Origin of the sequence: uncultured Fibrella sp. (assembly GCF_964250085.1) — a bacterium.
In the GTDB taxonomy this organism is placed as follows: Bacteria; Bacteroidota; Bacteroidia; order Cytophagales; family Spirosomataceae; genus Fibrella.
The window spans coordinates 1325304-1337761 of record NZ_CAXUEC010000001.1 but is presented as its reverse complement, the minus strand read 5'-3'; the positions used below and the strand labels follow the sequence as shown (position 1 = coordinate 1337761).

Below are 12458 nucleotides of genomic sequence, written 5' to 3'. Positions count from 1 at the left end.
CATATCACTTTGACGTTAATGACATTAAATCTATAGTTTTAATAGAATATGTTTCCAGCTAACCCGAATTCGTCTCGCATCATCCCTTCGCCTGTTCAGGACGAGAGCCTGCCGCCTGCTTCATCGACGGTTGTGTTTCCTCTCATCGACGAACAGGTTCAGGTACGTAAGGAGTGGGTGGAGACGGGCCGCGTTCGTGTAAATAAGCAGGTACACGAGGAAACGCAGACCATCAACATACCGCTCATGCACGAGGTGGTCGATGTAGAGCGGGTTCCGGTCAACCGGGTGGTGAGCGAGGTGCCGCTTTCCCGTCAGGAGGGCGATACGCTTGTGCTGCCGGTTGTGCGGGAAGAAGTGGTAACGAGTATCCGATTGGTGTTGGTTGAAGAAGTTCGGATCACCAGAAGACAGCAACACACTACTGATCAACAATCGGTGACGACCAGGCATGAGACGGTTTCTATTGATCGGATTGAGCCGGATCAGTCAGCGAAGCCCGATTCAGCCGCAACGTTTTTATAATGCTTTATCCAATTTTCTTTTCATAAATCTTTCTTAACTCAACAAAACCCAGTTTGATCATGGCACAGACAGTAATCGGAATTTTCGACAAAGCCAGCGAAGCGCAAAGCGCCGTAGAGAGCCTCGTACAGAGCGGTTTCAACCGTAACGACATTGATCTATCGACCCGTAACAGCGATTACAGCCGCGATACGGACGATGATGACGACCACGATGCCAACGAAGGCGGAATCAGCGGATTTTTCAGTTCGCTGTTCGGATCAGACGATGATGACCGGAACCGTCGTTATGCAACAGTAGGCAACCGGAGTTCGATCGTAACCGTCCATGCGCAGTCTGACGATCAGGCAGAGCGGGCAGCCGATATTCTGGACGCAAGCGGGGCCGTAGACATCGATGAGAAAGCAGCCGAGTATGGTCAATACGCTACGCAGTCGTATTCAGATACGATTCCGTCGACTACGGCTGACCTGGCGGGCGGTGTATCTGGCTATTCAACTACAGGAGCAACCGACCTGACAACCAATACAGACCGGATTTCTGATGTTGTTCGCGAGGGAGAAACGGTGTCTGTACCCGTTATAGAGGAGAGTATCCAGGTTGGTAAGCGCACGGTAGAAACGGGTGGTGTCCGGGTACATAGCCGCATCATCGAACGGCCCGTTGACGAGAATGTACGCCTGCGCACAGAGCGTGTTGTTGTGCAGCGCAACCCGGTGAATCGCGCCGCAACCGACGCTGACTTCACTACGTTCAGGGAAGGCGACATTGAGCTGACCGAGCATGCGGAACGCGCCGTAGTAGCCAAAGAAGCACGGGTGGTTGAAGAAGTGACCGTTGGCAGGACTGTCGACGAACACGACGAAGCCATCCACGACACGGTTCGCCGCACCGATGTTGATATTGAACAATTGACGCCAACAGATGAGGCGTATAAAACAACAGCAACGAATACTACGTACCAGGACAACGACGTTCGTAATTTGTAAAACCGGATTCCGTATCCAAACCGTAATGCAGCCAGTCTCGTCAATGAGGCTGGCTGTTTTTTCAGCATCTGCTTCGAGTTATTTCAGTGGTCATTGTACGCCGTATTGCCGCTCGAACTCATCTACGTAACTGCTTCCCATCGGAATCTCCTGATTGCCAATAAACAGCCGGGTACGTTGGAAAGCCGTAATTTTTGGCAACGCCACGATGAATGATTTATGCACCCGGCAGAAAAGCGTTGCAGGCAATTTGGCCTCGATTGCTTTCAGGGTTAGCCGACTTAAGATAGGTCGGGGCTGTTGCGTGGTGTATATTTTTACGTAGTCTTTCAACCCTTCCACATAAAGCACATCGTCGAAGAAGATTCGTATTTCCTGGTATTCCGAGAAGACAAAGAAGAACGTTTGTTCAGGCAAAGTAGCGGCTTCGGCGGGGGCTTGCTCAACGGGTTCGGCAACGGGTTGCGGGTCGGGGAAGCGGTCGGGCTGGGTACGTCCCTGTCGAAGCAAAAACAGGTCGTAAGCCTTGGAAACAGCCTTCAGGAACCGCTCGAAGGGAATGGGTTTGAGCAGATAATCGACCACATCGAAGGTGTAACCGTCCAGGGCATATTCTTCGTAGGCGGTGGTCAGAATGACCATCGGCGGGTTGGTCAGCGTTCTGAGGAACTGAAGGCCCGTGAGCGTCGGCATCTGGATATCCAGAAAAATCAGGTCTACCTGCCCGCGCCTGATCAGGTCATAGGCATCGAGCGGATTGTTAAACTGGCCCATTAACTCCAGAAACGGGATTTTCCGAATATCGTCGGCAATCAGTTCAAGGGCGAAGGGTTCATCATCAATAGCGATACAGCGCATTTCTCAGGAGGGATTAAGCATACATGAGGTAACTCAGGGGCGGGAAGTTACGCCGATGAGCCGCTCTCCCGCCAAAGCTATTGCTGATTCCGTTCTTACCGTTGGCAGTTGCAATACGATTCGCACACTAAACTGGCCGCCTTTAGCCCCGTACTCCAGCGTATGACGACCCGGATAGTGGAGCGCCAGCCGTTGTTTTACGTTGGCAATGCCAATTCCCGAATCTTCTGATGAAGCGCCGGATGCAGCAAAGAGCGGGTTTTCGACCGAGAATGACAGTGTTGTTTCGCTCACCTGCAACCGGATGTGAATCTGGCTGGCTTCCTGACCGTGCAACCCATATTTAAATGCATTCTCAACGAAAGGAATGAACAGTAATGGCTCGATCAGCAAGCCATCAACGGGTCCTTCTACCTCGAAATCAACGGTTTGCCGGTCATTCAGGCGCATTTGCTGAAGGTCAATGTAATGATGCAGGTGCTCTATTTCTTTGGTCAGCGGCACATGGTCGCGCTGGGCCTGATAGAGCATGTACCGTAGTAGTTGCGATAATTTTACCACCGCTTCCTCTGTTTGATCGGCCTTTTTGCGGGCCAGCCACCGAATATTGTTCAGCGTGTTGAACAGAAAATGGGGACTCACCTGTAGTTTAAGCATAGCCAGTTCGGCCGATACTTTTCCCAGTGCCATTTGCTGTTGCTGATCACGCACACGAGCATGATGACGACCCAGCGCAATGAGTGAGCTAAGCAGAATACCGAAGCCAAACGAGAGTGATACGCTCAACGTACCTGGCCAGGGCGAAAACTGCCGCCGCCTTCCCTTGGGTGAGTAATGGACGCCCGACGGAACGCCGTAGTAACAGGCCAGCTTCACCAGTACAACCACCAGGAGCATGCCCAGCAAGGTGAAGGCAAAGCGATTTACTTCGTGGGTGTTCAGCAAATCAGGCGTAAGGCGGCGCAGATTATAGTAGAAACAGACGGCGATCACCAGGCCCGTCAGTAGCTGGGCGGTGCCAATACTGATAAGGTCCTGCTGATTCCAGAGAAACGAGGGCAGTGTAAGAAATGGTAGCCCGGCGAAGAAGGTCCAGCCCAGCACATGAAGCCATATCTGATTACGTTCAAGAACTTTCATAACGGAAGGTACGCGTTTTCAACTGGTTAGAATGGGGTTGTCGACGTAGCGGTTAGATGTGCCGACCACGAAGGGATAAGAGCCAATGTGTGCTGTTTGCCGTCGCATTACCCGTTTGCACAGCTACTTAGCTTATTGGCCGTTAGGCTTTGGCTACTCCTTATCTACACATAACACCTTTGTCTCTACACTCATTTTAGTAAGCCGCCGGGCTTGTCAATCTTTGCTGCCATCAATTACACAATACGTTGACTATGAATCGTTTTATACACTCCCTCCTCCTTCTTGGCATCCTTTCGATCCCGACAGTATCAATTGCCCAGTTTGGCCCCGGTGGCGGTGGTGGCGGCGGCATGGGTGGCTGGGGAGGCGGGCAGCGCGGGCCGGGACAAGGCCAGGACGAGCGCAAAAAGAAAGAATTTGTACCGGGTGTCGACGATGCGCAAACCCCGAAAGGCAGTGCCAAACTAAGCGGCGTACTGACCGACTCCATCACCAACCAGCCCGTTGAATACGCCACAGTGGCGTTGATCAACGCCACTACAGGTAAGCCCGTAGATGGGGCTATCAGCGATGGGCGCGGCAAGTTTACCCTGAAGAACCTGCCCGAAGGCGAGTTTAAACTGCAATACTCGTTTATCGGCTACCAAACCCGTAATTCAACGCCCATAAAACTGGCAAAAAACACTGATCTGAACCTTGGTTCGGTCATACTCGCTCCCGACGTTCGGCTCCTGGGCGAAGTAACGGTAACGGGGCAGCGAGCCATGATTGAAGAAAAAGTGGACCGGCTGGTCTACAATGCAGAAAAAGACCTGACGGCAAAAGGAGGTGATGCGTCCGACATTCTAAAAAAGGTGCCGATGCTCTCTATCGACCTGGACGGTAACGTGAGCCTGCGCGGCAGCAGCAACATTCGCGTACTGATCAACAACAAGCCCAGCACCATTGTGGCAGCCAGTGTAGCCGACGCCCTGAAGCAACTACCCGCCGACCTGATTAAAAGTGTAGAGGTGATTACCAGCCCCTCGGCCAAATATGATGCGGAAGGTTCGGCCGGGATTATCAACATCGTAACCAAGAAGAATACGCTGCGCGGCCTGACCCTGAACGGCGATATCGGCGGCGGCACGCGGGGATCTAACCTGGGACTGAACGGATCGTATCGGCAGGGCAAACTTGGCCTCACGCTGGGTGCCTACGGACGGGCCATGTACAACCACTCTTCGTCGACGCTCGACCAGACTACCCAGACAGCAACCGGCACCCAGCGCAATATACAGCAGGCCAGTTCAAGCGACCGGCCCCTTTTTGGCACCTACACCCTGGGCGGCGACTATGATCTGAAACCGAATGAGTCCATCTCAGCCAGCGTCCGGTTTGGCACGCGTAATTTTGTTCAGCAGCAGAATCAGCTCACCGATATCTACCTGAACAACCTGTATCTGAGCAGTACCAACCGCGATGTATCGAGCAAGAACCTCTCCAACAGCATCGACGCCAACCTGGACTACCTTCACACGTACAAACCACAGCAGGAGTTGAGCCTTTCGGTGCAGATGAGCAAGGCCAACGTGACCAACAACTTCACGGCCAATTACCTCAACGGTGGTAATGAGATTCTTCGTCGGCAGAAAAACCTGAACGATAATACCAACCAGGAAATGGTTTTTCAGGCCGATTACCAAACGCCACTGGGCACACGTCAACTGATTGAAACGGGTGGTAAAATCACGATGCGGCAGGTAAACAGCCAGTTTGAATACCTGGCCGCAACAGGCAATAGCGAACTCTTCGTGGCCGACCTGACCAACCCAGCCGGTTCGCTCGACTATCAGCAGGGCATTCAGGCTGGGTATCTCTCGTATACCTATGCCAGCCGCAGCAAATACACGGTAAAGGCGGGCGCCCGATATGAACATACCAACATCGACGCCTTTGGTACAACGGGAAACCGGCTTCCCATTCCAGACTACGGCAACCTGGTTCCCAGCATCAACTTATCAAAATCGCTGAGCCAGACCACTACGCTGAAAGCCGCTTACAACCGGCGTATCCAGCGGCCTTTTCTGCAACAGTTGAACCCCAATGTGAATGCGGCTAATCCGCAGAATATCAGCAAAGGCAACCCGTCGCTCAGTCCTGAACTAACTGATAATATCGAGCTTAGCCTCAGCACTACCATCAAAAAAGTATACCTCAACACAAGCGTTTTTGCCCGTCAGACCAACAACGCCATCACTCAGGTACGTATCACCAATGATTCGATTCCGGGCGGTATCATTACCACATTCAGTAACGTTGGTTTTGAAAGAACGCTGGGTAGCAACATATTCGGTAACGTACAGCTCACCTCAAAATGGAGTATCAATGGTGGCGTTGATCTCTACTACCGCACCCTGGAAGGCCAGGTAGCGGGCCAGGATGGGCGTTCGGTGATGCAAAGCAATTCGGGTTTCGTTATCGGTGGCCGACTCACCACACAGCTTCAGTTCAATAAAGGCTGGGGTCTTCAGGCCAACACCTTTGTGAGCGGACCACGCGTGCAGTTGCAGGGGCAACAGGGCGGCATGTACATGTACTCGCTGGGCGTTCGGAAAGACATCGCCAACAAAGCAGGCAGTATTGGCCTGTCGGCAGAAAACTTTGTTGGTGGCGTGCAGATGACCTCCACTTTCTCCTCGTCGACGCTGCAACAGGTGGGTGTAAACCGGCTGTATAACCAGAATATCAAGCTGACATTTAACTATCGTATTGGCAAGATGACGTTTGAACCCCGCAAGCGGAAGAAAAGCAATTCGCCAAGCCAGGACGAAGATCAGGGCCAATAACAACGTACCTGAAGTTTAACCAGAACGGTCCGCCCGCTACGTAATTCGTAGCGGGCGGACCGTTCTGGTTACTAGCCATTTTATACTTGCTTTGGCCTCGGCTCGGCGTACGAATATAATAATGGAGCGCGCGTCAAACCCATTGGAAAAGCCGAAGTACAGCTACGCTATTTTTTGTCTATGAAGCAACAAAACGGTTTTCTTATACGTACCTGCCAGTAGCGTTATATGACGTTAAGTACCGTTATATCGGTCTGACTCACAAAGAGTTTGTCTGACAGTTATGATTCGAGTAATTTATCCTGATCACTGACTTACTGACGCATGGCCCGGATCATCTACAGTCTGTTTTATTGCCTTGTGCTTCTTTCGCCATTGACCTTACGGGCTACTCACCAGGTTGGCGGACAGTTGGAGATGCGGGCAGTTGGCGACGTACCTGGCCATTTCCTCGTTACGGTCACCAACTATTTCGAAGACAACAGCCGGGCGGCAGCCGTTATTTCAGCCTCTCTGGGCATCTATCGCAAGCGCAACAATGCCCAGATGACTGCCTTTACGGCCTACGAATCGGGGCGGCGGTCGTCGATTATTTACGCCAACTCGTTTTGTGCTACCCAACGCAACCTGCGCTTCATCACCGCTACCTATACCGCCGACATTCAACTGGCGCCAAGCCAATATACCGACTCTGAAGGCTATTACATCTCGTACCAGACCCGCAACCGAAACGGCGGTATCAATAACCTGACGAATCCATTACAAACGGGGTTCACCTTTTATCTGGAGTTTCCCTCGCTTACAACCACGGGTAAATACATCAACAACTCGTCGCCAACGTTTGTACCGGTCAATGGCGAGTATGTCTGTCTGGGTCAGCCGTTTACGTATGCCTTCGGCGGCACCGACCCCGACGGCGATGAACTGCGCTATAGCATGGAGACGCCGCTCAATGTGCTGAACAATAACGCAACGGCAGCGGGGCCTTATCCGTCGGTCGGTTTTGCATCGGGCTATTCAGCAACCAATGCCATTCCCGGTAGCCCAGCCCTGGCCATTAACCCGCAAACCGGTCAGTTGTCCGTAACGGCTTCAGAGCTAGGCCTGTTTGTGTTTGCCATTCGTGTTGATGAATACCGGAATGGACAGAAAATTGGCGAAGTCCGGCGCGATTTTCAGTTATTGGTCGTCGATTGCCCGTCGTCCCAGACCCCAAACCCATCGGCTCAGATCAAGGATTTACCCGTTACAGCAACCAAAACCACCCTCTGCCCCGGCGAATCGGCCACGCTCCTGTCCACCATCAACCCCGACTGGAACTACCAGTGGCAACGAGACGGCGTAAACCTGGCCAATGCCACCAGTAGCAGCCTGATCGTCAGTGAGCAAGGCGAATACACCGTTCGCGTTTCGCTGAAAAACGCCTGCACGCAAGTGGGCGGCACACAAAGCCTGACTATCAACTCGCTGAATACCAAGCCTACGCTCACGGCCACCGGGCAATTATGCGCCACCGATGGAACCGCCGATCTACACGTTTCCAACGTACCTGATGTTAGCTACCAATGGCTACGCGATGGACAGGTGGTGGCGGGTGCTGCCAGCGATTCGCTACTTACTACGCAACCTGGTCTTTTCCAGGTGCTGTTAACGCACCTGACATTGGGCTGTCAGGTGTTGAGCGATCAGATCAAACTGGCCAGGGCTCCTGCTGTGCTGGCTTCCCTCAAAACAGCTAGCGGAATTAACCGACTTTGCCCCACCGACCCGCTGGTACTGCTAGCCGACGGGGGTATTGTGTACGAGTGGACCGAGAATGGTACGCCCATCGCAGGGCTGAACCAACCGCTTTATACCACCCGGACAGCAGGAACATACAGCCTCACGGCTACCGACGCCAACGGATGCAAGGGCACCGTGCCCCCCCTGTCAATTAGCGCTGTACCGCCAGTAACACCCATGTTCGACAGCTTGCCGCCTTTTTGTGGTGTGGCGGCACCCGCTTATACCCTGGTTGGCACGCCCGTTGGCGGTGTATTTGACGGTCCAGGTACGTTGGCGGGTGTGTTTACGCCGTCCGTGGCTGGTATTGGGCAGCATAGCCTGAGCTATGCGGTTCGGCCAGCGCCCGAATGCAGTGCCGTAGTGGCCCGGAGGCTGGCCATCGTCTACCCCATTCCAACCATCGAGATTCCTGAAGAACTGCTCACCTTCCGGGGCAACTCGCTTACTCTCGAACCGTCGCTAACGGGTAACCCCACCGCATTCAGGTGGTTACCTGCAGCAAATCTGGTTGATTCACATGTGGCCAATGCGCAAGTCGACGCCATTCCGCGCAGCATAACCTACACACTCTGGGTCGAAAACGCGGGACACTGCACCGCCACCGACTCGATTCATATCACCGTAGTTGACCACCTCTACATACCCGACGCGTTTACGCCCAACGGTGATGGCACAAACGACAGTTGGCAATTAATCAATCTAGCGGCCTACCCCAAAGCCGACGTAACGATATTCAACCGGTGGGGAACCGTTATCTTTCACGCTACGGGTGCCGACCAGAAAGGATTTGACGGAAGAATAGACGGTGTCGACGTACCTGACGGCGTTTACACCTACGTTGTCCGCCCCGATCCGCTGCTCCCCCCCATGCAGGGCAGGCTATTACTTATGCGGTGACCACTACTGATACCCGCGCGCCTGCAGGGCGAAGAGTTCGGCGTAGCGGCCGTTCATCGCCAGCAGTTCTTCGTGCGACCCAATCTCATGCAGTTTCCCGCCTTCCAAAACCAGAATCCGGTCGGCCATGCGGACAGTACTGAACCGGTGTGAAATAATGACCGACGCTTTGCCCCGTGTCAGCTCGGCAAACCGCTGAAACACATCATATTCGGCACGCGCATCCAGGGCGGCGGTGGGCTCATCCAGAATAATGAGCTGAGCATCACGCATGTAGGCGCGGCCCAGTGCCACTTTCTGCCATTCGCCACCCGACAGTTCTACACCTTTGTTGAAACTCTTACCTAATTGCTGCTGATACCCATCGGACAGTTTGGCAATCACCGAGTCGGCCAGACTTCGTTGCGCCGATGACTCAATGCGCGGCTGGTTGGTGCGCTCATCAATGTCGCCCACGGCAATGTTTGTACCAGCCGACATTTTGAATCGGATATAGTCCTGAAAAATGACGCCGATATTACGCCGCAGGTCGGTCAGTTCATAGTCGCGCAGATCCTGCCCATCGAGCAGAATACGGCCCTCGGCCGGGTCATACAGCCGGGCCAGGAGCTTGACCAGTGTCGTTTTTCCGGCGCCGTTCTCCCCCACCAGCGCCAGTTTCTCGCCCATATGCAGCGTAAACGACAGCCCTCGCAGCGCCCAGCGATCGGAGTTGGTGTACTTGAAACCGACGTTGTCGAAGGTAAACCCGGTACGTATCGGATTCGGAAATGGCAAGGGGGTCCGGGGCGAGTGAATAGCCGGTTGAATGGCGAAGTAATCGAACAGATCCTGTAAATAGATTGCCTCCTGCGTCAGGCTACTGAACTGCAACAGAATACCTTCCAGCGACCCACGTACCTGCCGGAACGAACCCGCCAGAAATGTCAGGTCGCCCAGCGAAATCTGGCCCGTTACGGCCCGCTGTACAATCCAGACATACGCGCCGTAATAGCCCGCCGTGCCCAGCGCCGTCAGCAACGTACCCCAGCCCGCCCGACTGATGGCAATGGCCTGATTCTTTTTTAGATACTCGTTCGACAACGTCCTGAACCGATCGACGAGGAAGTTCGACAGCCCAAAAATCTTAACCTCTTTGGCGGTTTCGTCGCTCGCACCAACGTACCTGAGGTAATCCAGCTCACGCCGCTCGGGCGTCCAACTCCTTGATAGTGAATAGCTTTTTCGGTTGAAATAATTATCTCCGATGAACGAAGGCGTTACGGCGACGGCAATCAGCAGCAACAGCCACGGATTATAAACGGCCAGACCGACCGCCAGAAAACCAATTGAAATAACCTGCTGCACCTGACCAAAAACACCCGACAGCAACACCGTTCGGCCCGTCGTTTGTCGGCGGGCGCGTTCGAGTTTATCGTAAAACGTAGCGTCTTCAAATTGCTCCAGATCAAGTTCGGCCGCGTGCTCCATGATCCGAATCGAAGTAACGTTGGCGAATTTGTCGCCCAGTAGCCCGTCCATCAGCGACACCGACCGACCGATAGCCGTTGAGATGATGGCCAGGCCAAACTCAGTGGCCACCAGTTCCCACAGGTACGTTGTGTCGGCTCCCCCACCGGCTTTTGTCAGATCGACGACCTGATCGATGATCAACTTACCCACATAGAGCGAAAGCGCGGGAATAGCCGCCTGGATCAGCCGCAGAAAGGCATTACCCATAAACAGGGCGGGCGACGTTTCCCAAACCAGTTTAAAGAACGCGGGCAGATTGCCCAGCGCAGCAAAACGGTCGCGCCAGCTAAGCGTCTCGACCGCTGCCGATGGTGGCCCTCCCGCAGGTGGGCCACCGGCTGGCAAACCAGGTACAGGTGTTGTATTCATACATAGAAATGACAAGCAGCACCCGGCATTAGTTCACGCCTTATTTTTGGTCAACTATATCATTAGTTTAGACAGAACCGTTAACTAGTCTGACGATTTACAATCACTAATCATCCCTATATTAGCTTTATGCAAAGCCCTTTACGCCTCCGCCCGATGCAGTTGGCCCTGTTGCTGGCCTTCTCGTTTGTCACGTTTATTGCCCGCGCCGGCGATGATCCGGTTGGGATCCGGTTCTTCACCGGCAGTTGGAAAGAAGTACTGGCCGAAGCTAAAAAGCAAAACAAGCCCATCTTCGTCGACATTTATACGACCTGGTGCGGCCCCTGCAAACTCATGGCCAAACAGGCTTTCCCGGACAAAACGGTGGGCGACCTGTTCAACGCCAATTTTGTTTCTTATCAGATCGACGCCGAGAAAGGTGAAGGCATTGCCGTAGCCAAACAGTATACCATCACAGCGTACCCAACGTCGCTTTTCGTGTCGGCCGACGGTAGCCTGATTCAACGGACGATTGGTTATAGCGGCATCAAAGGGTTTCTGGACGAAGCCAACAAAGCCGTTGAAGCGGCGAAAGATCCCAAACCGATTACCGTGTGGGATAAAGAGTTTGTGGACGGAAACCACGACGCCACTTTCCTGAAAGGCTATCTGGCCAAACGCGCCAAACTCGGCATGCCCAACGCCGACGCACTGGAGACGTACCTGACGGTTGTGCCTGAAACAGAATGGGTTACGCCTGATAATGTCGATGCCATTAGCGGCAACCTGACCACATCGAATTCACGAGCGTTTGATGCCCTGCTCAAAGCTGCCAAAGACATGCGTGGAAACAGTGGGCAGGCGAAGCGCCTCCAAACCGTTATGCAGGCAACAGGTACGGCGCTACAACGGGACGAGCGACAGGCAAAAACTGAAGCTGAACTGGATCAACTCATTAACAATCGGCAAAACATGAACGCCATGCTGTCGATCAAGCCCGTATCTGATCTCGATCAGAAATCAATGGCTAATGATATCCGTGCATCGTTTTATAAAAGGACCAAAAATATGGTTAGATACCGCGAATTAACTACCAAAATGGGCAACGAATTGCTGGCTATTTCTCCTGATTCGTTGCGCGCAAAAGACGCCGCTTCCTACCAGCGTTTTGTAGATCAATCGAAGTTGATGCCCGATTCGGTAAGAAGTAGTGCCAATTTTTTGCGGTTTGCGGCTAATATGAAAATGGTTGAAACCCAACAGATGGCCAACAAACTGAACAGCCTGGCCTGGACGTATTTTGAAACCATGACTGACCCTTCCGACCTGAACAAAGCCCTGGCCTGGTCGGGCCGGTCGCTTGAACTGGAACGGAACCCAGCCCTTTTAGACACGTATGCGCAGCTATTGGGTAAACTCGGCCGGAAAAAAGAAGCAATTCAGTATGAGGAAGAGGCCCTTGCCAAGGCAAAAACGGCGGGTGAAGACGTAGCTGATTACGAAAAAGCGCTGGCCTCGTTCAAGAAGTAGTTCATCCAATCATGGCTTGCCCGTCGAAGTGGCTGTATCA

The 12458-nt window shown here is 53.2% G+C and carries 8 protein-coding genes; 5 read left to right on the top strand and 3 right to left on the bottom strand.

What is annotated here, in order from left to right; genetic code table 11:
- Positions 1-48: 48 nt before the first annotated feature.
- Together ACFE8Q_RS05370 and ACFE8Q_RS05365 are read left to right on the top strand one after the other, a co-directional pair.
- The gene (locus tag ACFE8Q_RS05370) at positions 49-525 is read left to right on the top strand and encodes a YsnF/AvaK domain-containing protein (protein WP_375444327.1); all 477 of its coding nucleotides are present in this window, start codon (positions 49-51) and stop codon (positions 523-525) included.
- A gap of 59 nt (positions 526-584) precedes the next feature.
- Positions 585-1514, top strand: a complete 930-nt coding sequence (locus ACFE8Q_RS05365) for a YsnF/AvaK domain-containing protein (protein WP_375444326.1) — start codon at positions 585-587, stop codon at positions 1512-1514.
- 90 nt (positions 1515-1604) lie between these two features.
- Here ACFE8Q_RS05365 and ACFE8Q_RS05360 read toward each other — a convergent pair whose 3' ends face one another.
- Entirely contained in the window at positions 1605-2372 is a 768-nt protein-coding gene (locus ACFE8Q_RS05360; protein WP_375444325.1) for a LytR/AlgR family response regulator transcription factor, read from the bottom strand.
- Between the two features lie 33 nt (positions 2373-2405).
- Positions 2406-3512 carry a sensor histidine kinase gene (locus ACFE8Q_RS05355; protein ID WP_375444324.1) on the bottom strand — a complete coding sequence of 369 codons (1107 nt, stop codon included), beginning with the start codon at positions 3510-3512 and terminating at the stop codon, positions 2406-2408.
- A 254-nt stretch (positions 3513-3766) separates the two neighbouring features.
- Here ACFE8Q_RS05355 and ACFE8Q_RS05350 point away from each other — a divergent pair, with 254 nt between their 5' ends.
- Positions 3767-6343, top strand: coding sequence for a TonB-dependent receptor domain-containing protein (locus tag ACFE8Q_RS05350; protein ID WP_375444323.1), 2577 nt, complete (start codon positions 3767-3769; stop codon positions 6341-6343).
- A 324-nt stretch (positions 6344-6667) separates the two neighbouring features.
- Positions 6668-9025 carry a gliding motility-associated C-terminal domain-containing protein gene (locus ACFE8Q_RS05345; protein ID WP_375444322.1) on the top strand — a complete coding sequence of 786 codons (2358 nt, stop codon included), beginning with the start codon at positions 6668-6670 and terminating at the stop codon, positions 9023-9025.
- 3 nt (positions 9026-9028) lie between these two features.
- Here the strand turns inward: ACFE8Q_RS05345 and ACFE8Q_RS05340 are convergent, their stop codons facing one another.
- Positions 9029-10906 carry an ABC transporter ATP-binding protein gene (locus ACFE8Q_RS05340; RefSeq protein ID WP_375444321.1) on the bottom strand — a complete coding sequence of 626 codons (1878 nt, stop codon included), beginning with the start codon at positions 10904-10906 and terminating at the stop codon, positions 9029-9031.
- Between the two features lie 129 nt (positions 10907-11035).
- Here ACFE8Q_RS05340 and ACFE8Q_RS05335 point away from each other — a divergent pair, with 129 nt between their 5' ends.
- On the top strand, positions 11036-12418 hold the full coding sequence (locus tag ACFE8Q_RS05335) for a thioredoxin family protein (protein WP_375444320.1): 1383 nt from the start codon (positions 11036-11038) through the stop codon (positions 12416-12418).
- Positions 12419-12458 lie beyond the last annotated feature (40 nt).

What these genes read in the sequence shown, in the direction of transcription:
- ACFE8Q_RS05370 (WP_375444327.1), top strand. Translation starts at nt 49, where the DNA reads ATGTTTCCAGCTAACCCGAATTCGTCTCGCATCATCCCTTCGCCTGTT.
- ACFE8Q_RS05365 (WP_375444326.1), top strand. Translation starts at nt 585, where the DNA reads ATGGCACAGACAGTAATCGGAATTTTCGACAAAGCCAGCGAAGCGCAA.
- ACFE8Q_RS05360 (WP_375444325.1), bottom strand. Translation starts at nt 2,372, where the DNA reads ATGCGCTGTATCGCTATTGATGATGAACCCTTCGCCCTTGAACTGATT.
- ACFE8Q_RS05355 (WP_375444324.1), bottom strand. Translation starts at nt 3,512, where the DNA reads ATGAAAGTTCTTGAACGTAATCAGATATGGCTTCATGTGCTGGGCTGG.
- ACFE8Q_RS05350 (WP_375444323.1), top strand. Translation starts at nt 3,767, where the DNA reads ATGAATCGTTTTATACACTCCCTCCTCCTTCTTGGCATCCTTTCGATC.
- ACFE8Q_RS05345 (WP_375444322.1), top strand. Translation starts at nt 6,668, where the DNA reads ATGGCCCGGATCATCTACAGTCTGTTTTATTGCCTTGTGCTTCTTTCG.
- ACFE8Q_RS05340 (WP_375444321.1), bottom strand. Translation starts at nt 10,906, where the DNA reads ATGAATACAACACCTGTACCTGGTTTGCCAGCCGGTGGCCCACCTGCG.
- ACFE8Q_RS05335 (WP_375444320.1), top strand. Translation starts at nt 11,036, where the DNA reads ATGCAAAGCCCTTTACGCCTCCGCCCGATGCAGTTGGCCCTGTTGCTG.